Raw genomic sequence first — 21,026 nt, forward strand, 5'->3', positions numbered from 1 at the left:
GGGATCACCACCCTGGTCCTGGCCGGCCGCACCCACAGAACCCGCCGCCGCCCGTCACCGCACCTTCAGCTTCCTCAGTCCTCGAAAGACGCGCCCTTGTCCCCATTACCCCCTTCCACCACCACGTTCAGCGCGGCCGACAACCCTTGGATCGACGTCCGCACCGGCTACAGCTACGACCAAGTGGGCCTGCGAGGCCTGTTCCTGAATGCCCACCGCATCGACGATCTAGCCCTGCCCCACCCGCCGGCAGCCTCAGCGCTCCTGCGGATCGCGGCCGCCATCACAGCCCGCATCACCGGCCTCGACGACCCCGAGCTCACCGCCTCCCAATGGAACGCGCTGCGCCGCAGCCGCCTGGCTGAAGGCCGCTTCGACCCGGACGCCGTCCACGCCTACTTCGACCAGCACACCTGGGACGCCTTCCACCCCATCCATCCCTGGCTGCAAGACCCCGCGCTGCGCGACCAGTGCGACCACCCAACCGGCATCAACGCCTTCGTGCCCGGGCGTCCCGCCGGCAACAACCTCGACTGGTTCAGCCCGCACGGCCACCACAGTACTGAGCCCGTCCCCACCGCCGAGGCCCTGCAGATCCTGCTCATCCACCACTACTACGGGCGGTCCGGCACCGGAACCCCCCGCACCCTGAACGGTGTCACCAGCAGAAAGCAGACCAGCGGCCCTTTGCGCTCCAGCGTGTCCTTCCACCCTCTGGGCCGCACCCTGCACGAAACGCTCCTGGCCGGTGTGCCCGCCTTCACCGGCGACGACCAGCCACCAGGCGCGGACGCCTGCCCCTGGGAAGAAGCCACACCACCCAGTCCGCAGGCCACCGGCCGTGCGATGACCTGGCCCGGCCGGCAACTGACCGGCCTGAGCCGGCACGCGATCCTCCTCGTGCCCGGCCACGACGGCACCACCGTCACCGACGCCTACATCACCTGGTCCACCCAGCAGCCCAAGCCCCTCACCACCGACCCCTACCTCGCCTACCGCATCACCCCCGAACGCAAGAACGTCGCCCGGCGCCGCACCCTCCACCGCGCCGACGCATCCCGCGCCTGGTGGCGGGAGCTGGAGACACTGCTCCTAGCCCCGGACGAACACGGCACACACCGCCGGCCGGCCATCTTCGACACCCTCAACGACCTCCCCGAACCCGTGCGACGCAGCCTGCGGACCCGCGTCCACGGATTCGACCAGGACGGCAAGGTGATCGACCGGCAGTGGTACACCGCCATCACCCCGCCCCTGCTGAACTTCACCCAGGAACACGACCCGGTCAAAGCCCAGCGCATCGCCGAGTGCTGCCGGGAAGCCGAACACATCGCACAGCGGCTGGCGACCGTCGCCAAGCAAGCCTGGAACACTGCCACCCACAGCCGCACCACACAGCCCTCCTGGGCGCACAGGGCACTGACCCGGTACTGGCCCAAGGCCGAGAAGGTGTTCTGGCGTCTTGTGCAGGAGCCCGACACCACAGCCTGCACCGCCTTCGCCGACGCCGCCGCGGCCGCTCTGCGCGAGATCACCGAAGCCGCTCGGATCCGTCACACCTCGGCGGCCCGCGCCGTCGCCCACGCCGTCAGGGACCTCTACCGCCGGCCCGCCCCACCCCAGAAGGCCGCCTGATGCCCACCGCAGCCGAACACCGCGCCTCCTGCGACGCGTTCGTCGCCCACATCCACCTCCTGTGCGCCGAACCCGGGGTCCGCGTCCGCCTCAGCCGAGGCAGAGGCCGGCCCGTGGAGGAATGCGCCCCCATGGACCGCTACCTGTCCAGGCGCACCGCGCACCGCCAAGGACGCCGCGCCTACTACACCGTCGCAAGCCTCATCGCGATGGCCGGACCCCAGTCCCACACTCCGGGCGTCCGCCCCGATGACGGCCCCGGCCTGCTCAGCACCGAGGACAGCCTCGCCGGCCACCTCCTCATCGCCCCTGCCGAGCCCCAGCTGCCACCAGCCGAGCCGGACCCGGCGGCCTGGTTCGCCCGGCCCAACCTCGGCGCCACCCTCGCAGCCGCCGTACGCCGGGCAGGCCACGCAGCTGAGCGCACCGAGAGCCTCCTGCACGTCCTGACCCGCCTCAGTGACGATCAACTCCACCGTCGGCTGCCCGCACCCATCACGCGGCTGCTGAAGGACGGCATCACCCCCGACTGGGCAGTCCTTCTCCACGACCTGGTGCAGCGCACCTACCGTCGTGACCAGGTCGGACTGCGCTGGCGCGACGCCTTCTACCTCGCCGCCCCCCAACCCCGGCGCACCTGAAGCACTCATCGGCCGCGCCCGAGCCCGCGCCCGCACGATCAAGAGTCAGCTGCGGCCGTCCCCTCTACAGCACCCGCCGACGTGAGCGTGTGCGCAGCGGTCTGCTCAACCCGGCGCCCGCACGGCCACAACACCACCCCACGGCGCGACACTTACCGGCCAACGAACACCGCGCCGACCCCTCTTCCTTTTGTCCGGCAGTCCCGTCCGTGGGCTGCACCAGCGGCATGCCCGCCGCCCCTACCGCGAAAGAGCCCTTCTTCATGTACATCCCGGCACGCTTCCTCGACCTGCACGTCCTGCAGCCCGTGACCGCGGCGAACCTCAACCGCGACGCCGACAACGAACCCAAGACCATCTCGTTCGGTAACGCGACGAGGGCCTTCGTCTCGCCCCAGGCGTGGAAGCGGCCCATCCGCCTCAACGTCGAACAGGACCTGGGCGAGCACGCCGCCCGCACCCGCATGGTGCCGCCCCTGGTCGCCCGGAAGCTGCAGGAAGCGAAGTGGCCCGAGGAACTCGCCGCGTTCGCGGCGGCCCAGATCGTCCACTCGGCGAAGAAGGACGGCCTGCAGCACAACGACCAGGAGGGCTACCGCACCCAGGCCATGCTCTACCTCCCGACGGACGTCATCGACGACCTCGTCACCCTGTGCGAAAAGCACCGCACGGCACTTGAGGAAGCACTCGCCGCCCACACCCCCAAGAAGAAGATCGCGCCGGTCCTGCCCGCCAAGGACCTCGCTGCCCACCTGACCCGCCGCACCACGAGCATCAACCTGTTCGGCCGGATGCTCGCCGAACTGCCCGCCGGCCACGTCGAAGCAGCCGTGCAGATGGCCCCCGCCTTCTCCACACATCAAAGCGACCCGCAGCCCGACTTCTTCACCGCAGTGGAGGACCTGCCCCAAGACGGTGACCCCGGCAGCGCCCACCTTCAGACCGCGTTCCTGACCACCGGCTGCTTCTACCGTTTCGCGACCATCAACATCACCGACCTCCACGCGAACCTCGGCCCCGCCGCCACCGCCGCCACGGTCAACACCCTCGTCGAGCTCTTCGTCCAGCACTTCATCCTGAGCATGCCCTCAGGCAAGAAGACCTCCACCGCACCGCACACCGTCCCCGACCTCGTCCACTACGCCGTCCGCGACCGCCGCTCCGTCTCCTACGGCGCCGCCTTCGAACAGCCCGTCGCCGCAGCCCCCCAGGGCGGCTACACCGCTCCCGCCCGCCAGGTGCTCGCCGACTACGCCGCCACCATCACCCGCCTGCTCGGCACCCGCCACCTCCTCGCACACGGACACGCCGGCACCCCTACCAAGCCCATCAAAGACCTCGGCAACCGCCACACGTCCTTCGACGACCTCGCCGCCGCCTGCGCCGCCGCCGCGACCGCCGACCTCACCCCCGCGGGCCGGCCGTGAGCGGCCTCGTCCTGCGCCTGGCAGGCCTGCTGCAGTCCTTCGGCGAACGCGGCGTCTTCCACTACCGCGACACCTGCGCCTTCCCCACCCGCTCCTCCCTCATCGGCATGTTCGCCGCCGCCCAGGGACGCCCGCGCGAACACGCCCTCGACCCCTACCCCCACCTCCAGGCCCCCGGCGACACCACCGCCCCCAGCCACCGCGATTTGACCCTCACCGTCCGCATCGACCAGCCCGGCACCCCCTACCGCGACTTCCACACCGTCGGCGGCGGCCGCCCCCGCGAGCAGCGCCTGCGCACCGGCGACGGCACCCGGCGAAAACCTGCCGCCTCCACCCTCGTCTCCCACCGCGACTCCCTCACCGGCGCCGTCTTCACCGTCGCCGTCACCGGACCCGCCCTGCTCACCGCCCACATCGCCGAAACCCTCGAACGGCCCCGCTTCGGACTGTTCCTCGGCCGCCGCGCCTGCCTACCCGACGAACCCCTCCTCCTCAACCCCGACAGCCCCGACCCCGTCCAAGAACTCCTCACCCGCACCCCCCTCACCCGCACCCCGCCCCCCAACCCCGGCGACACACACCTGCCCACCACCTTCGTCTGGGAACACCCACCCCCCGGCGCCGACCCCACCACCCCACCCGACCGGGAAAGCACCAGCGAACCCGTCAACCTCACCCGCCACGCCCGCCGCCACCTACCACGCCCGCTGTGGATGACCACCGAACCCCTACCCGCCCACCTCTATGCAGGCCCCCGACCGATTGACGCCCTCGCCGCGTACATGCACGGAGAAATCGCATGACCAGCCTCACCCGCCTCGTCCTCGACCCCCGCCACCCTGCGGCCAAAGCCGACCTCGCCGACGTCGACAGCCTCCACAAAACCCTCATGCGCTTGGTCCCCGACCACATCGGCCCCACCCCTCGGGCCACCGCCGGCTTACTGTTCCGCGCCGAACCCGGAACCGACCCCGTCCTGCTCGTGCAGACGGCGCACACCCCTGACCTGACCGCCCTGCCCACCCGCTACGGCACCGCCCGCACCCTCGACCTCACCCCCCTGCTGAACGCCCTCACCCCGGGGCGCACCATGCGCTACCGCATCACCGCCGCCCCCACCGTCGCCCGCTCCGCAGGCAACCCCACCCCCCACCCCGTCACCGGCAAACGACGCGGCAAGATCACCCACCTAACCGGCGACGACGCCATCGCCTGGTGGCAACGCCGCGCCACCGCCGCCGGACTCGAACCCGTCACCGTCTCCTGTAGCCCACGCCCCTTTCCCCGCACCCGCATCACACGCTCGGCCCCCTACTTCACGCTGACCCAGTTCGACGGCCTCGCCCGCATCACCGACACCACCCACCTCACCCACGCCCTGAAGAACGGCATCGGCCGGGCGAAAAGCTACGGAGCCGGACTTCTCTCCCTCGCCCCCGCCTGACCCGACCAGGAAGCACACCCCCGGATGCCACACCCGCCCGACCTCAACGCCCTACGCGCAGCCGCGGTCCACCGGCTTTACACCCTTCAACAGTCAGAGCGGCTCACGCGCACCCGGATCATCGGCGTCGCCGACGCCTTCGGCGTCGACCCCCGCACCGTCGACCGCTGGCTCGCCAACGCACGCGCCAACCACGGCACCTACCAACCCTCAGGCCGTACCGGCTTCGTCCTGACCCCACCCATGCTTGACGCCGTGGCCCGCTGGCGCGGCAACGCCACCGCCGCCTGGAGGGAACTACGCGCCGAAGGCCACCCCGTTCCCTCCCTGGCCACGTTCCACCGTGCCACGAACAAAGCCCTCACCCCCGGGATGCGGGCCGGCCTCCGCGCCGGCGAGAAGGCCCGCCGGCGCTTCGACGTAGCCGGCGAACGCCAACGCCACCACCGCAACTACGCATGGGAGACCGACCACGTCGAAGCCAGCGTCAAAGTCCGCATCGAAGGCCACATCCGCAAACCATGGATCACCTTCTTCGTCGACTGCGCCACCTCAGCCATCTGCGGCCTCGCCATCAGCCCACAACGCCCCAGCCGCGAAGGCGTCCTCGTCGCCATCCGCGACGCCATCCTCATCGACGAACACCACGGCCCGTTCGGCGGCATCCCCACCTACCTGCGCGTCGACGGCGGCAAAGAATTCCTGTGCGCCACCGTCACAGAAGCACTCGGCGTGCTGGGAACCGAAATCATCGCCCTGCCTCCCTTCACTCCCGAAGGCAAAGGCAACGTCGAAGCAGTCAACGGGGCCATCAATAAGACTCTGTGCGCCGGCATGCCCGGCTACACCCACGCCCCCACCCTGCGCGGCAACAAGCCCGTCGACCCCGACCAGCCCCTGCTTCACTTCGAAGCGTTCGTCGAACAGGTCCTCACCTGGGTCCACCACTGGAACCACGAGAACACCCTCAAGGGCCTGGAAGGCCGCACCCCCCGCCAGGCCTGGGACGCCGACCCCGCACTCATCGACACCGTCACAGCCGAAGACCTCCACACCTACACCCTCGAACGCCACGGCAGACCCCTGACCATCAACAACCACGGCGTCCGCTGGCGCAAGCGCAACTACATCGCCGACTGGATGCACGGCCGCGTCGGCGAGCAAGTGCACCTGCGCTACCTCCCGCACCACAACCACCGCGTCGAGCTCTACGACCCGCACACCGGCCGCCACCTCGGCGCCGCCGTCATGACCCAACAAGCCACACGGGAACAAACCCTCAGCCTCAAACAAGCCCGTCGCCGCGAAGCCGACCGCCTGCGCGCCCAGCTCAAAAGGGCCGAGAAGAACCGCAACCAACGCTACGCGGCCGCAACCCGCCCCACCCCACCCATCCCCCTAGACGTCATGCCCGAGGAAGAGGCCCTCGAGCACCTGCGCACCCTCGACGGCTTCACCCCGGCCGAACAAGCACTGCCCGACCTCATCCAGCTGCCCGAACCCGACGCCGCACTCACCCGCCCCCTCAACCCCGCCCCCCACCCGACCACACACCCCAAGGACCAGCCGTGAACTCCACCCCCACCACCACGCCCCGCCCCAGCCAGCTCCCACCACCCAGCCAGGACCACTACCTGGGCCTCACCGGAGCCAACGCCATGGCCACCAAAGCCATAGCCGAAACCGAAACCCGCATCCTCAAAGCCATCAAGCACAACGCCCTGGTCTGCATCCACGGACACGTCGGCCTCGGCAAAACCTTCGCCGTCCACACCGTCCTACGCCGCCACGCCCCCGAAACCACCGTACGGCTGCGCTACAACAACGGCGCCAACATGAACGAAGTCCGCACCCAACTCTGGCGCCGCCTCGACCTGCCGGGACAGCCCCCGCAATCCGTCGGCCCCTGCGACCAGCAGATCCACGACGCACTCGAAGCCGAGCCACGCATCCTGCTCATCGACGAAGTGCAAGGTCTCGGAACCAAAGCCCTGGAGTACTTCCGCACCCTGTGGGGCGACGACGCACGCCGCGCCCCCATCATCCTCGTCGGCAGCGGCAACGCCCGGCAGAAGATCCTCAACAACCCCGCCCTGCACTCCCGCATCCTCGACTGGTACCAGTTCAGCCCCCTCACCCCCACCGAAGTCCAGTCCATCATCCCCGCCTACCAGCAGATCTGGGCCGAAGCGCAGCCCGAACTGATCCTCTACACCGACGACATGGCGGGCCACGGATCGTTCAGAAACTGGGCAAGGATCACCCTCCTCCTCCACGACGTCCTCGAGGAGAACCCCGACCTGACTCTCAGCAAGGACCTCATCCGCTGGGTACTCAGCCGCATCGACCCCACCACCCGCCACACCCCGCAACACAGATGACCGCAGCGGTCCTCATCTGGGGCGACCAACCGCGTGCGCACGGGCCCACACGACGAACCAGGAGCCTGGCGCGCGGGAGTCCGCCCCGCCCGACCATCGGAGCCTGCTGTCAGCGTGTATGAGAGACAGCGGCAGATCAGCGAAGAGGTGATGTTCTGCCAGTTCAGTGACACAAGGGGATGTATCGCCAATATCCTCAATGATGCGGAACCGAGAAGTCTTATGTGTGCGAGTCGGCAGCCCGAGGAGAAGCCGTCGTGCTGGGGGAGAGGTAGTCGCCGGTTCCGCGTTCCTGGCGGCCGACATCCGCGGATCCGGGGCGATTCTGAGGTGGGTCAGGAATTGCTGCTGTCCGGGGCTTAGACGACTCTCGGCGGTCTGCTTGCTGCGGTCTAAACGGGTGTGTCGGTCGGCAGCATCGGGCGCCCGATTCCTGCGCGCTGGCACTGGAGGTGCGGGGGCGGCGGTGTATCGGTAGTGCCCTCCGCGGCGGGGCCACCGCAGCCGGGCCGTGTGTGCTTCAGGGCATGGCGCTACTTGCCTCGGAGGTCATCGATCCGACGCTGTTCCCACCAGTCCAGAATCATGTCGAGGCGTTTGACAGACGGTTCGATACGGCTAAGGGCTCGGTCCAGGTTGAGGAAGGGGACCATCAGGCCGGTGAGTGACGAGCTCTTGGACTTTAGGCTCTCTGCCTGCCTCGTCCAAGGCGCCAGGCGTTTGGCTGTGTCACTGAGGCCGGTAGCATACGGGCCATGTCGTCATCTGGGGGTGCCGCGTTCGTTTCATCGGAATCCTTGAAGCTAAGGAGTTGCTGGGCGATAGCGACGGCCTCAGAGATGGCCTGGACTCGCTTCGCGGCGTGGTCGTGGAACCGATGGGCCATCGATGTGAGATCGATGTCGACACCTTCGGTCAGGAGGCCCCGAAGCTGTTGTGGCGTCACGATGGGGGCGGCGTCTGAGGACGCCATGGTCCAGGCGATCGGTTTGTGCCGGCTGAGGAGGTCGTCCGCTAGCACCCGGTAGGCCAGCACGAGGTCTGAGATCAGGTCCGGTTCCAGGGTGTCGCGGTGGTAGGCCGCGTTGCGGTATTCGTGCAGCCGGTCGAGTACGTCGCGTTCGTGATCTGTCAGCACACCCCTCTGCTTCAGGAACCTGGTCTTCTGGTCCAGATGGTTGTCCATCTTCGCCCGCCGGTCCGGGCCTACATGCTGGTCGATCAATTGGCGCAGTTGTTCGTCGAGCTGCCCTCCGCTGTCACGAAACTCCCGCATCTCCTCGATGATGCTGTCGGGGAGCTGGAAGGCTAGTTGGGCGTTGACCTCACGGCTGATGATCACCTCGACCAGATGGTCGAAGAGGATGAGGGCTAGGCGGTCGTGTGCTTGGTCGCCTGCCTCGGCGCACCGCCGGATCTCGGCTATTTCGACCGCTAGCCAGTTCCACTGTTCGGAGCCCTGCGAGGACGGGCGGTCCCAGTCGGAAGCGAAAGGCTGCATGAGAGGCATGACGACACCCTTTTACTGCGTGGCCCCCGGAGGCCCCCACCAGTGGCCTCCTGTGCCCACAGTTCCTTCCGACTTTCCAAACTGCGGCCGCTCAGCCTCCAGCCGGCCGCGAGAAACAGGTGCTGTGAAGGTCCTGAGGCTGCGATCACTGAGGAAGTCCCGTGGCGCCGAGGAAGCGCTGCTGGTCGCCGTGGATATGCTGAGTGGCCTCTTCGACCGTCAGCGCCCAGTGTGCGAGGCGGACGACCATTTCCTGGAGTGCTACCGGCCGCCCACGGCTGACCGCGGCGCGGCCGGGTCTGGGCCTTCACTCTCTCCGGGCCCGCCGGTGCCGGGCGGTCGACGGCTGCCTGGCACCACGGCCAAAATCTGGGCAAGAACGGCCGCGGCCGCTCGGCGGCGTGCAGGCTGCGCTGACCATACGGCTGGCAGCACAACGCCGACGAACAGGCAGACAAAGACAGCGAGCATCAGGACGGGAAGGCTGCCGGAGATCCACAACACCGTAACTCCTCACGTAGACGGTGGTCTGTGCGCCTCCGACAGTGACGGTGCCTACGGCCTGACTGGTCCGACGCTGAATAGTCCTAAATCCCAGAGTGATTGGTGCAGGTCAGACCCTACGCTGGGAAGAGTCGGGGTGAATCGGGCTGAAGGATTGGGTGAGTGATGGCAGCGGGGGAGCCGCCCCAGGCGGTAGTGAGTTTCTGCCGACAGCTGCGGCGTCTGGTGCGCGAATGCGGCATCGCCCAGAGCGATGTGGCCCGAGCGCTTCACCGCAGCAACGGCGCTGTCTCGGCTCTCCTTAATGGGCAGCGTGCCACCCCGCCGGCCTGGGACGACGTGGCGCGCATTGTGGAGTACTGCGCAAGCCGTAGGACGAGTGTCCCTGCAGGAATCAGTCTCGACCTCTCGTGGTGGCGGCTTCGCCATCACGAGATGGAGATCAGCGCCGAGGAGCCGCGCAGGGAGCAGCGCCCTCGCCTCGACCGATTACCGTCCCCGCCACGAGAACCGGACGAGGTTCCGGACGACTTCGCCAGCGCTATCGACGTACTGGTCGCCGGCCGGGAGGACTTCAAGGGACTCGCGGCCGAACTGCTGGAACCCCTCACCCTGAGCGGCGCGGCCACCGATGGCCTGCCTGCGGTGCTGGAGGGATTCGGCGACCGAGTCCGCTCCAGTCACGGCATCGCGCGTACCGCTCTCCTGGCCGCAGCCGACCGGGCCGTCCTGATCACCGCATTCTGTGACGCCGTGGCCGGCTCCGGAATCCACTACGGGCCCGAACTCGGCTACATGCAGGGAGACATCACCACACAGATCGTCGCCGAACTCGAGCAGGTAATCCTCGGCACAAACCGGTTCAGGGACGCCGGCGAACTACGCCAAGAGATCACCGCCGCCTACACCTACGCTGCCGGCATCGTGCACGGCGAAGGCAGCCCTCAGGACCAGCACCCCGAAGACCTGGCCGATCAGGCCTGGCAGCGCTACGAAGCGCTCATGGCCGCGGCTACATGGGATTGCGCCGAGCTTCGCCTGACCTCCGCCACCGAAGACCCGCCCGAGATTGCCGAGCAGGGGTATCAGCAGCCCGGACCCAGGTATGGACTGCGGCCACTGTCGCACTGGCTCGACCAGTTCGCCGCCGACCCCGCCCCCGCCCACCGCTACAGGCGACTGTTACGCGATCCCATCGCTGACACCGACGAAGCCGGCCTGGTGATGCCCACCCTGCAGAGCGGCTACGTCGACCCGGCTTTCCGCCTGGCACACGAGCATTCCAGCGGCCGGCATCTGGCCAGCGACGACTGGTGGCTCACGCAGCCCGTGCGCGAAGACCTCGGCGAGTTCCTCGCAGCCCACCTCCTCACCACCCACGCCATCAGCGCCCCCCTGGTCATCCTCGGCCACCCAGGCTCAGGGAAATCGCTGCTGACCAAGCTTCTCGCCGCACGACTGCCTGAGGCAGAGTTCTTCTGCCAGCGCGTCGAGTTACGTCACATCTCCGCGGATTCAGACGTCCAGGAACAGCTCGAAGAATCCCTCAAACGCTCCACCGGCCAGGACACCCCCTGGCCTAAGGCCACCGACCCAGGAACGGCCCGGGTCGTGGTCCTGGACGGCTTCGACGAACTCCTCCAAGCCGCTGCGGCCGACCACACCCGCTACTCCAATTACCTGCACAACCTCGCCGACTTCCAACAACGCGAGTACGAAATGGGCCGCCCCACCATCGCGGTCGTCACCAGCCGCACCGTCGTCGCAGACCAGGCCCCCACCCCCCGCCTGAGCACCGTCATCCGCCTGGAGCCTTTCGACGACGACCGCATCAAACACTGGGTACAGGCCTGGAACACCACCAACCGCCGCCACTTCACCGCGCACGGCCTGCAACCCCTGGACCCCGACGTATTGCAGCCACACGGCGACCTCATCAGCCAGCCTCTTCTCCTGCTGATGCTCGCCCTCTACGACGCTTCCTCGAACGCACTGCACCAGCTCACGGGCGAAGACATCGGACGGATCGGCCTGTACGAGAGGCTGCTGACCGAATTCACCCGCCGCCAAGTCGCCAAACACCACGGCGCCCAGTCGTTCGCAGCACAAGCCGCTGCTGTGGAACACGAACTGCAACGCCTCGCCGTGATCGCTATCGGCATGTTCAACCGGCGGCGCCAGGGCATCACAGCGTCCGAAGCTCACGCCGACCAGACCGCTCTTCTCAATGCCGGCATCGCCCCCTCACCACTGCTCTTCGGCCGCTTCTTCTTCATCCACGAAGCCCAAGCCGTCGTCACTGGCCAGCACAGACACTCCTACGAATTCCTGCACGCCACCTTCGGCGAATACCTCACGGCCCGTCTCATCACCGACGAACTCAAGAAACTCCTGCACGCCGACCCCCCTCACTCCACCGCTGTCACCAATGACGACCGCCTGCATGCTCTGCTATCCCATGTGCCGCTCATCGACCGGGCCGAAGTCATACGCAACCTCACAGACCTGATCAACTCTCTCAGCCAACCGCAGCGCGACCAGCTCACCGCCCTGCTGATCCACCTGCTCAAAGCAGCCCTCGACGACATTCCCCGAGCCAACCGGCGGACCTACGAGCCCTTCCCCGCCCGCCGCAGCGAACGAGAGGCCATCTACAGCGTCAACCTGCTCCTGCTGACCGTGCTCGCGGGCGGCCCCGTGTGCATCTCCCGCCTCTTCGACGCGCACGACCCTCTCGACACCTGGCGACGCCAGAGCATGCTGTGGCGATCCCAGCTCAGCGACACCTCCTGGGCCGTCCTGACCGGCACCCTCACCACTGAGCCGTGCACAGACCCGCATACTCGCGACCCCGACGTGCGGGTACGGCTCATACCCGCCAACCGCACAGATTGCCTTGACTGGCCCGCGTACCCCCAACCTTCACTCCCGCACGTCAACCCTTACCGGCACCACACGCCAACGAATCTCCTGGATCTTTACAGGGCCGCGGCCCTCACACACGACATCGGCACACTGCACGTCCTGCACGCCGTGACCCCGCTGGCCCAGCACCTGCCGACCGCGCTCGAGACCTACCACGTCACCGACAAGAAACGCACCCACTCTGCCGCACACGCCCTCCTCACCCTGCTCCACCCACTCACCCCTACCGCCTTCGCCGCCCCACAAGCACTAGTCGACCTCCTCAACGCCCTGCCCGCACAGGAGCGCACGACAGCAGCGGACATCCTCGCCCGCCTCCTCCTCCACGCCCTCCCACACCAGCCCGCTCGCACCACCGCAGACGTCCTAGACCAGCTCACATCCTTGCGCGCGACCGGCTCCCACGGCCTGCAGGCCAGCACCTGGCTGACACTCGCCCAGTGCGCCCAAGCCCTCATCGGACACCCAGAGGCCCCACATAGCCAGCTCAAGGCTGTCACCGCCCGCTTCGGCCCCCGAGCCTCGGCCCTCGACGGGGCCGGCCCCCTACAGCGGCTTCAATGCCTGCTCATCGAAGCCGGCACGACAGCCACCTGGAGCGCTGTCGAACGCCCGGCCGCCACCACCGTACTCACCACCGCCCTAGAACTGCTCCAGCAAGTTCCGGCGGCAAACAGGCCAGCACACACCGTCATCGACCTTCTGCGCCTCGCACGAGACCTCGACGCCGATGATTGGCTTGCTGAACACGCAGAGCCGCTGCTGAAAGCAATCCCGCCCGACGGACTCCTCAGGCTCCGCCCCACAGACATCAGCTGGCTCCGCTCCATCCTCCACAGCGAAAGCCTGCTCGCCGAGCTAGAGCGGATCCGAAGCACCTGGCACTCCACGTCACACCGGCGCCCGTAGCGACCAGCAGATCTACGGCGCACTCGAAGCCGAGCCACGCATCCTGCTCATCGACGAAGTACAAGGACCGGGCACAAAAGCCCAGGACTATCTACATACCCTGCTGTCGTGAGAGGACCTTAAGACCGTGTCCTACGTGGTGAGGCGGACGAGTCGTTTGTAGCAGCAGAGGGCGGCGGCGGGGCCGAGAAATGCCAGGTAGTTGCGGGGATCGCGCTCGTAGCGAGGGCTCAGACGTCGGTAGCCGGACAGCCAGGACATCGTCCGCTCGATGACCCAGCGGCGGCGGCCCAATCGTTCGCTGGACTCGATGCCTTTGCGCGCGATCCGTACTCCGATGCGTTTGCCGTGTAACCATTTCCGCAGGTCGGCGCGGTCGTAGGCTTTGTCCGCGTGGAGGCGCTAGGGCTTGAAGTGGCGGCCGCGATCGGGGTCGTGTCTCGTTTGGTGACCCTCGATCATGGGCTTCAGCCCTTCGCTGTCGTGGGTGTTGCCGGCCGAGACGCCGACGAGGAGGGGCAGTCCGTTCGCGTCCGACAGGACGTGCATCTTGGAACCCGGCTTGCCGCGGTCCACGGGGCTCGGACCTGTGTGTTCGCCCCTCTTTTAGCGCGGACGTGGGCGGTGTCGAGGACGACGCGGGTGACATCGATGAGGCCGGCGTCGTCGAGCAGGTGCAGCACGGCCTCGTGCAGCCGCCCCCAGACACCGGCTCTCGACCAGATCAAGAAGCGGCGGTGAGCCGTCGACTTCGATATGCCGAAGCACGGCGGCAGTTGACGCCAGGCGCAGCCGCTGACCAGGACGTAGACGATGGCCGCGAACAGCGTCTCATCAGGCGTGTCCTGCGTTCCGCCGCCCTGCGGCCGCACTCGAGATGGCGGGATCAGCGGCCTCGCGATCTCCCACAGCCCGTCCGGAACAATCCAACTCCACGTACCCCGCCCCATACATGGCTCAACGAGCCCTCACTACGTAGGACACGGTCTAAAAGTTCATCTCATTTGGCTGAGTACGCTGTCGGTCGTGGTGGGGATCGTTGAACGGCTGGTGCCGGACGAGTTGTGGGAACTGTTCCAGCGGGTGGTGCCCGAGGCGCCAACTCGGCCTCAAGGTGGTGGTCGGCGTCGCCACGGTGACCGTGAGGTGCTGGCCGCGATCGTGTTCGTGTCGACGTCGGGCTGTACATGGCAGCAGCTCCCCACCGCTTCCTTCGGGCCGTCGGGTGCGACGGCTCACCGCCGTTTCACCGAGTGGACCCATGCCAGGGTGTGGGCCAAGCTGCACCGCTTAGTCCTCGACGAGCTCGGCTCACGCGGCGATGTCGACTGGTCCCGCTGCGCGATCGATTCGGTGAATATGTGGGCCCTGAAAAGGGGGATCTGACAGGTCCGAATCCTGTCGACCGGGGCAAATACGGAGCGAAGATCCACCTGATCACCGACCGGAACGGTATGCCCCTGTCTGTCGGTATCTCCGGAGCCAACGTCCACGACAGCCAGGCCCTGGTCCCGCTCGTTCAGGGCATCCCACCCGTCCGCTCCCACCGCGGGCCTCGGCGACGCAGACCGGCAGAACTCCACGCCGACAAGGGCTACGATTACGCCCACCTGCGGCGATGGTTATCGGCACGTGGCATTCGACACTGGATCGCCCGCAAGGGAATGGACAGTTCCCAGCGGCTGGGCCGCCATCGTTGGGTCGTAGAACGGACCATCTCGTGGCTGGCCGGCTGCCGCCGCCTGCACCGGCGCTACGAACGCAAGCCCGAACACTTCCTCGCCTTCACAAGTATCGCCTGCACCCTCATCTGCCTGCGTCGCCTCACGAGCTGATGTGCCGCTGCAACAGCTTGACGGCCAGGTCATGGCCGTAGTGAAGGGCGAGGTCCATGGGTGTTTGTCCGCCCGGGTCTGGGAGTTGCGGGTCGGCACCGAAGGCCAGGAGCACTGCGGTTGTATGCACGGTCAGCGGGCTGCCGCTTTGCAGGGCGCCATCGCCTTCCATGTCGATGGCGTGTGTCAGGAGCGTAATGTTGTCGCATACCTCATCGGGGTCGCTTCCCTTGGCCAACAGCTGAGCCAAGGTCTGTGCGTCCTCGCTCTCGACCGCTTGATGGGCCGGTGTCCAGGTGTTCTCCATGGCGGCATTCAACCGTTGCCGCACCACCCGGCCAGTGCTTTTCTCAGCCTCTGTAAGAGGACTGACACTGCTAACGAGTGTCGTTGATATCTGACTCGTGGGGGGTGTGAGGAGGGGTCTCGCGTCCACCGGCAGCCTGCACGCCAGTCGTGAGCGAGGTGCGGCCGCAGTGGCCGACGGCCTGATGCGCCACAGGCGTTCGCTCAATGGTGAGTTGAGTGCGCCTACGGCTTGGTTGCCGAAGTCGAGGAATCCACCGTCAGCACTGGCAGCCCAGACCCGCACGGATAGATGGGCACCCCGAACGCTGACACGCGGGGATCGACCCAGTGGTGCAGACCACCGTGGAGTTCACCCGCACAGATCCGGACGGGTCCGCCACCATCACCCCGCCGTCCGCGACGTCGGAGCCGACCCTGTCGGACTTCGCCAAGGACGACTGTTCCAAGCCTGACAAGCAGGACCGCCGAGTGTGCTTCACCCTTGACCAGAGCAACAAGGACAAGGCGAAGCGGTCCAAAGCGCCCAGGCCCGGCAAGACCAGGGAGACCAAGCAGACCTTCACTGATGCCTCTGCCGAGGCTGCGGAGGGATCCCCGACCCCGGGCGGCAACGACGCGGTGGACCTGGTCGATTGGTGCACCAACGCCGCTGACGGCCTGGACTACATGAACCGCACCGAAGCCTGCCTGAAGGATCTGGGCGAAGGCGAGCTGTACTTCTTCGACTCAGACCCGCAGAAGCCGGGCATCGGGCGTGGCACGTTCCTGTTCGAGCAGCGCATGAAGACCTACCGCAACAAGTCGGAGAGCGGCAGCGACTTCGCCGAGTTCGACCAGCAGTTGGTCATCATCCCCACCTACATCGACCCCGCCCTTCAAAGCGTCACGATGAAGTGGAACGTCGCCTCATCCTGCTCGTCCTGTGATGTCGCGCCGATCCAGTGGACCGACGACGGCGCCAACCCGACCGCGGATGCCCACTGGACGTACGTCCCGACCAGCGACTACTCCGGCCGTTGGGCACCGTCGTAACCCGGTGGACGGGCACGGGCAAGGAGCAGATCGACCTGGACTGGTCCATCACCGCCAGCGTCGACGCCAGCAACTCCGTCGATGCCACCGCCGAGCAGCGGCATCGACGCGGTGCGCGAACTGGCTCCCCGCTGCGACGACATCACCCGAGGCGCGGTCACACCGGGACGCGTATTCCCCTTCTTCAAGCCGACCTTCACTGTCGACACCAACCTCTACCCGGCCGCCGGCGCCTACTACTGGGTCATGCAGGAACGCATGCCCGACCATGCCGGATCGAAGAAGTGGGACAGCCTCCTGCACTACCTCGGTCCGGACACCACGGTGAAAAACCCGTCCACCGGCGCGGCCTGGTCCTCGGACGACAGCCGCAAGGTGGTATGCCCGTCCACGTGGTCCAAGCACCCCGCCGACCCGATCGTGGGCAGCACCGACTGCGACGAGTACGCCCCCGCCTCCACTCACGAGAGCGGCGGGTTCCCCGGCGGTATCAACCAGGTCACCGACGGCAGCAAGTGCGCCAAGCTGTACACGGACTGGGCGTTCAACGGTGTCGGTGACGGGTCGACGTCGTTCGGCCTGTTCGCTGACACCCGCACCGCGACAAACGGCCCCACCGGCAGTGAACGATGCGGACAGGCAGCCATCGACTCCGCGCAGAACCAGGGCGCCTTCAGCAAGTTCCAGCCCAGCGTGTGGCGACTGCTGGACAAGGACGGGTTCTTCGTCGACACCCCCGGCTTCAACCACTGCTCGGGAACGACGACGACCTGCACCTGGCGAAAGGTCTAGCACCGCCCAGGCCTCGGACACAGAATAGGAAGGGGGGCGGCTGGGTTCCTTATCCGACCGCCCCCCCTTCCACGCTCCCGTGTGTCAGCCGGTGAACTACTCCCACGCAGCGGCCTCATCCGCGGCGAGCGGCGGCCCCCACATCAGCCGGCCGCCGATCAGCCCCGGCAGGTAGCCGGTGGCCAGCTGCGGATGCTCCAGCTTGTCGGCCATCTCCTCCAGCAGCATGCTCAACGTCTGGTCTCCGACCGTGCTCACACTCGTGTCGTCCCAGTGCCCGATCCTGCCCGTCTCAGTGTCGAGGAACAGGCCGTAACTGGTGTCGGTCACCGACCATGAGCAGAACGGAATCCATGACGGCTTCCACACCCTCGCCTCTTCGAAGCCCCGCTGGGCTTGTAGATCGCGTTGATGCTCCCACTGCCGCCGGTACAACGACGACTTGTGGACGCTGATCACCCGGGCCGCAGGCGGTGACGGACCGGCTAGGCCTGCCGGGCGTCCTGTACGTCCTCCACAACGACATAGCCTGGCAACTGCTGCCGCTGGAGCCGAGATTCGGCTCGGGGAGACCTACTGGCGGTGCTTGGAACGGTGGCAGCAGGCCGGTGCCTTCGACCAACTGCACCGCGTGTTGCTCGCCGAGCTGAACGTGGCCGGCGAACTCGACTGGTCGAGAGCATATGTGGACGGCGTCCCGCATCCGCGCCATAAAAGGGGAGCCGACACCGGTCCGTCGCCGGTCGTTGATCGTCTGGTGCTCCAAGGCGCGGCCAGCGTTGCTGTTGTGCGCTCGCATCTCGATTCGACGCCTGCGTCACTGATGTCTTCGCCATCAACGGCCCGAAAGAGGTTTTCACGGCGCTGGGTGTCACTGCACCTTCGTGATGCCTACTGGATGGTGGCGCTGGCACGGCAGCCAGAGCAGACTTTCGGGCTGCGGGGGCCGTAGCGGTGGATCGCAGTGGCGCACAGCATGCAGGGGCCGATCTCCCAGGGCGGGCACCTCAGCTCCGCAGCGACGGCCAGGCGCTCGCGCGGGGACAGGCGCAACGCGATAGGCCGAGTGGGCTGGAGCAGGGTGTGGTCGGGTGCATTGTCGAAGGTGTGCAGTCCGGTGCCGGAGGTCAGCTCTCGCTGCGGGCGCGGACCGCTGCTGTGGGGGCCCTCTTCGCCGTAGCGGCACGAACTGTCCAGCACTTGCTCGGTGTAGGTGACCGCTTCGTTCTCGGCTGGAGAGGAGTCGGGTGCAAGGCCGCTCTCTCCGGTGATCTCACGCCAGCGCTGCACATCGCGGGCCAGGGCCCACACGTAGGAGGTACGTCGGGCGTCGCGCCGGTTGCGTGTGTGCACGGGTAGGTGCTCACCATCGGCGCTCGTGACGATGAGCTCGTCTAGCGCGGTGGCGCGCTCCTGGGGGATGCACAGAGCCGGCAGGAACCAGCCGCTGTGCCACCTGTCGCAGGCACCGGCGGCTTCGGGGCAGGGGCGCTCACTGGCGGAGGTGCACTTCCAGATCTGCAGATGACGGACACCACCACGGATGATCATGGCAAGCGGAGAGACGATGCGCTGCCAGGGCACGTCGTCGACGCGGGCCCAGGGTGCACGGTGAGATCCGAGGTGACGTCAGCGGTGACCCACAGGGGGGCGATGTTGCGCTCGCGTGCTCGCTGAGAACGACGCCGCACGGTGTTGGCGGTGATGGGGGAGTACTGGGCCTCCCACCCGATACGCCCGCCGGCCCCGGTGACGAGCACATCAGTGATCACTCGTCCGTCGTCCGATCGTGCCTCGGTCTGCACGTTCAGTCCGTGGCGGGCGGCGGTACGGGCGATGCGTTCCTTCATCGCCTTGTGCTTGTCGCTTTCCTGAGGGGCAGCGACGTGGGTGAGAGGCAGATGCGCCGCTACCCAGACGACCTTGTCACCGCGGCGCTGACGCCGGACGAACATCCACGGTGATTTACCGTCGAGAGCGCAGTGGCACTGCCCGCCCCTGCGGTCCTTCAGGCATTGCAGCAGATGCCGGGGACGCTCGCCTACTGACCGGGTGATCTCCCCCAGCAGCCCGTCATACTCTGGGTTGCCGAGGTCCTCACGGGACAAATTGATCTCTATGTCGTACCCGGTGTGGTACACCCCATTGGCCATGTAATGACGGTAGGTCGTGACAAGGTGCCCTGAACAGGGGGCAAAATTCCACTCGCGCACCCCACGGCAAGCGCGACAGGCATCCCCGTCGGGTGCGAATCCGAGTACGTCCAGGCAATGCCGCCTTGCGTTCGAACCGCCAATGGCTCACGCCTCTTGGCTCCCCTCCCTGGCTAACGAAGCACCCGGGATATCCCTGCTGCCCGTGGTCGGCCTGCGGCAATCGGGCCTCAAGAAGCGGGGCGCTCCGCCTCGTGCTTTCGGGTAACTCGAGCGGCCAAGGGCGGGCGGGGCGGCTGCGCGACGCAGCCATACGCTGAACCCGTGTCCAAGAGTTCCCAGCCAGGCGTCAGCGCCATCACTCAGGGGTGGCTGGTCCGGTGCTGGGAGCGGTCCCGCTGATCCGGCGGCCCGGCCATGCCGGGGCCGCCGCCGAATCAGTGGGGGTGTCCAGTCCAGCGGTGGGCCAGGATGTCCTACGGTCGTCGCCTCCTGGCAGCGGTGCTCGGTCTGCACGTACGCCCAGAGGGACCAGCCGACGGCACGGTGGAGTCTCGCAGAACGGACCGGGCCTCGACCGAGGCTGGCGGATCCGGCGCGTTGTCCTTCTTCGCCGTGCCTGTCGCCGTCCTGTCCGGAGCCGTCACTGCGATCTTCCTCCTTGCTGGCCTCGTCCTCACGTTGTTCAGTGCACAGCCGGAGGTCGCCCGGTCCATGATCACTGCTGGATGGGTGTCGGGGGCCGTGGCTGCGGGCACACTCGTCGTCCTGTTGGCCATCGCCCGTCGCCGGCCGCCTTCTCTTGATGACGAGCCGTACGGCGAGATGGGCGAAAAGGTGGCGCGGGCCAAAGAAGCGTGGCGCGAGGCCCTGCTGGAGCGCGGCATCCTGCCCTTCCTGCGGGAGGCACTGGCCGACCCCCACAGTGCCGCAGCCCCATTCTCCGCACCGCCAGCGTCGACCAGTCGTGTGCCGCACCTCGGCTACGACCGCCCCGGTTTTTCGCGTCCCGATGGCGGAGCCCCGCCCCGCGCCCGAGTTTCACCAGTCCGGACTACACCAGCCCAGACTTCGGCGGCCCCGATCATCAGCCGGAGTGACCCGGGCACTGCTACGTCACCCTTCACCTGAAACAGACCCCCGATCTTTGGACGTTGTTTGCAGACGCCCCCGAGGAGCGACTCCTCCACGACCCTCCAGTTGCCTGGACTGTGGGACTGCCGGAAGAGGTAGCCGGAAACCTGTGAAGCTGCGCGGCCATCACCGCCAAGCTCTCCGTGGGCCTTCGGTCGCGCACTGCTCAGGCGGCCGGAGGTGGGGCGGGGTGGGTGTCGATCCATGACAGGCCGCCGAGGTCGAGGATCACCAATGTTTTGCGCAAATTCGCAACCACTGTGAGTCGACGCCTGTATGTCGCGCCGCGTCGGGGCTTGTCCTCCGTTCACTCGCACCTCAACGGTGGAGTCAGGTCTGCAGAGCGATGGCATTCTCAGAGCTCGCCCTCCTGTATGTGCCTGACGAGCGTT

At 67.3% G+C, this 21,026-nt stretch carries 16 protein-coding genes and 1 pseudogene; 11 read left to right on the forward strand and 6 right to left on the reverse strand.

Translation table 11 applies throughout. From position 1 onward, the window contains the following. The first annotated feature begins 96 nt into the window (after positions 1-96). The 7 genes from casA (at position 97) to GTY47_RS39410 (ending at position 7,531) form a co-directional block, all read left to right on the forward strand. A complete protein-coding gene (gene casA / locus GTY47_RS39380) occupies positions 97-1,635 on the forward strand; it encodes a type I-E CRISPR-associated protein Cse1/CasA (protein ID WP_010042648.1) in 1,539 nt (512 codons plus the stop codon). After that, complete coding sequence (gene casB, locus GTY47_RS39385) at positions 1,635-2,276, forward strand: type I-E CRISPR-associated protein Cse2/CasB (protein WP_010042650.1); 642 nt, start codon at positions 1,635-1,637, stop codon at positions 2,274-2,276. Before casA ends, casB begins: the two co-directional genes overlap by 1 nt. Before the next feature lie 263 nt (positions 2,277-2,539). Continuing rightward, positions 2,540-3,703, forward strand: a complete 1,164-nt coding sequence (gene cas7e, locus GTY47_RS39390; RefSeq protein WP_010042652.1) for a type I-E CRISPR-associated protein Cas7/Cse4/CasC — start codon at positions 2,540-2,542, stop codon at positions 3,701-3,703. Then, positions 3,700-4,509 carry a type I-E CRISPR-associated protein Cas5/CasD gene (cas5e, locus tag GTY47_RS39395; RefSeq protein ID WP_010042654.1) on the forward strand — a complete coding sequence of 270 codons (810 nt, stop codon included), beginning with the start codon at positions 3,700-3,702 and terminating at the stop codon, positions 4,507-4,509. The genes cas7e and cas5e overlap by 4 nt, the downstream gene beginning before the upstream one ends. Further along, positions 4,506-5,150 (forward strand): type I-E CRISPR-associated protein Cas6/Cse3/CasE, encoded by a 645-nt coding sequence (gene cas6e, locus GTY47_RS39400; protein ID WP_010042656.1) that lies wholly within the window; start codon positions 4,506-4,508, stop codon positions 5,148-5,150. The genes cas5e and cas6e overlap by 4 nt, the downstream gene beginning before the upstream one ends. 24 nt (positions 5,151-5,174) lie before the next feature. After that, a complete protein-coding gene (locus GTY47_RS39405; RefSeq protein WP_010042657.1) occupies positions 5,175-6,722 on the forward strand; it encodes a Mu transposase C-terminal domain-containing protein in 1,548 nt (515 codons plus the stop codon). Then, on the forward strand, positions 6,719-7,531 hold the full coding sequence (locus tag GTY47_RS39410) for an ATP-binding protein (protein ID WP_010042661.1): 813 nt from the start codon (positions 6,719-6,721) through the stop codon (positions 7,529-7,531). The genes GTY47_RS39405 and GTY47_RS39410 overlap by 4 nt, the downstream gene beginning before the upstream one ends. Positions 7,532-8,213: 682 nt before the next feature. Here the strand turns inward: GTY47_RS39410 and GTY47_RS39415 are convergent. Further along, positions 8,214-9,041 (reverse strand): hypothetical protein, encoded by an 828-nt coding sequence (locus GTY47_RS39415; protein WP_010042663.1) that lies wholly within the window; start codon positions 9,039-9,041, stop codon positions 8,214-8,216. Between the two features lie 939 nt (positions 9,042-9,980). Here GTY47_RS39415 and GTY47_RS39420 point away from each other — a divergent pair. Then, positions 9,981-13,379 (forward strand): ATP-binding protein, encoded by a 3,399-nt coding sequence (locus tag GTY47_RS39420; protein WP_158688433.1) that lies wholly within the window; start codon positions 9,981-9,983, stop codon positions 13,377-13,379. A gap of 132 nt (positions 13,380-13,511) precedes the next feature. Here GTY47_RS39420 and GTY47_RS39425 read toward each other — a convergent pair. Beyond that, a pseudogene (locus GTY47_RS39425) lies at positions 13,512-14,329 on the reverse strand (IS5 family transposase). An 85-nt stretch (positions 14,330-14,414) separates the two neighbouring features. Between GTY47_RS39425 and GTY47_RS39430 the strand changes: the two are divergent. Beyond that, a protein-coding gene (locus GTY47_RS39430) for an IS5 family transposase (RefSeq protein WP_231911211.1) occupies positions 14,415-15,214 on the forward strand; the annotation gives its coding sequence in 2 pieces (ribosomal slippage) (positions 14,415-14,750 and positions 14,753-15,214; 798 coding nt in all). Here GTY47_RS39430 and GTY47_RS39435 read toward each other — a convergent pair. Then, positions 15,204-15,521 (reverse strand): ankyrin repeat domain-containing protein, encoded by a 318-nt coding sequence (locus tag GTY47_RS39435; protein WP_010042677.1) that lies wholly within the window; start codon positions 15,519-15,521, stop codon positions 15,204-15,206. The two genes, GTY47_RS39430 and GTY47_RS39435, sit on opposite strands and share 11 nt — an antisense overlap. 329 nt (positions 15,522-15,850) lie before the next feature. On the opposite strand from GTY47_RS39435, the gene GTY47_RS39440 reads away from it, so the two are divergent. Both GTY47_RS39440 and GTY47_RS39445 read left to right on the forward strand, forming a co-directional pair. Further along, positions 15,851-16,555, forward strand: a complete 705-nt coding sequence (locus GTY47_RS39440; RefSeq protein ID WP_010042679.1) for a hypothetical protein — start codon at positions 15,851-15,853, stop codon at positions 16,553-16,555. A gap of 81 nt (positions 16,556-16,636) precedes the next feature. Then, positions 16,637-17,347 carry a hypothetical protein gene (locus GTY47_RS39445; RefSeq protein ID WP_010042682.1) on the forward strand — a complete coding sequence of 237 codons (711 nt, stop codon included), beginning with the start codon at positions 16,637-16,639 and terminating at the stop codon, positions 17,345-17,347. Between the two features lie 96 nt (positions 17,348-17,443). Here the strand turns inward: GTY47_RS39445 and GTY47_RS39450 are convergent, their stop codons facing one another. The 3 genes from GTY47_RS39450 to GTY47_RS39460 all read right to left on the reverse strand — a co-directional run bounded on the left by GTY47_RS39450 (position 17,444) and on the right by GTY47_RS39460 (position 19,500). After that, a complete protein-coding gene (locus GTY47_RS39450) occupies positions 17,444-17,677 on the reverse strand; it encodes a hypothetical protein (protein ID WP_050810274.1) in 234 nt (77 codons plus the stop codon). A gap of 561 nt (positions 17,678-18,238) precedes the next feature. Next, entirely contained in the window at positions 18,239-18,931 is a 693-nt protein-coding gene (locus tag GTY47_RS39455) for a hypothetical protein (RefSeq protein WP_158688434.1), read from the reverse strand. Then, positions 18,895-19,500: a hypothetical protein gene (locus GTY47_RS39460; protein ID WP_050810276.1), complete on the reverse strand. Its 606-nt coding sequence runs from the start codon at positions 19,498-19,500 to the stop codon at positions 18,895-18,897. Before GTY47_RS39460 ends, GTY47_RS39455 begins: the two co-directional genes overlap by 37 nt. Positions 19,501-21,026 lie beyond the last annotated feature (1,526 nt).

The organism is Streptomyces sp. SID5464, from assembly GCF_009862985.1.
GTDB lineage: Bacteria > Actinomycetota > Actinomycetes > Streptomycetales > Streptomycetaceae > Streptomyces > Streptomyces chartreusis_D.

Bases quoted from the DNA above. Each gene is read 5' to 3' on its own strand.
- casB (WP_010042650.1), top strand. From the start codon at position 1,635: ATGCCCACCGCAGCCGAACACCGCGCCTCCTGCGACGCGTTCGTCGCC.
- cas7e (WP_010042652.1), top strand. From the start codon at position 2,540: ATGTACATCCCGGCACGCTTCCTCGACCTGCACGTCCTGCAGCCCGTG.
- cas6e (WP_010042656.1), top strand. From the start codon at position 4,506: ATGACCAGCCTCACCCGCCTCGTCCTCGACCCCCGCCACCCTGCGGCC.
- GTY47_RS39435 (WP_010042677.1), bottom strand. From the start codon at position 15,521: ATGGAGAACACCTGGACACCGGCCCATCAAGCGGTCGAGAGCGAGGAC.
- GTY47_RS39405 (WP_010042657.1), top strand. From the start codon at position 5,175: ATGCCACACCCGCCCGACCTCAACGCCCTACGCGCAGCCGCGGTCCAC.
- GTY47_RS39420 (WP_158688433.1), top strand. From the start codon at position 9,981: ATGGAGATCAGCGCCGAGGAGCCGCGCAGGGAGCAGCGCCCTCGCCTC.
- GTY47_RS39415 (WP_010042663.1), bottom strand. From the start codon at position 9,041: ATGCCTCTCATGCAGCCTTTCGCTTCCGACTGGGACCGCCCGTCCTCG.
- GTY47_RS39460 (WP_050810276.1), bottom strand. From the start codon at position 19,500: ATGGCCAATGGGGTGTACCACACCGGGTACGACATAGAGATCAATTTG.
- GTY47_RS39445 (WP_010042682.1), top strand. From the start codon at position 16,637: ATGCCACCGCCGAGCAGCGGCATCGACGCGGTGCGCGAACTGGCTCCC.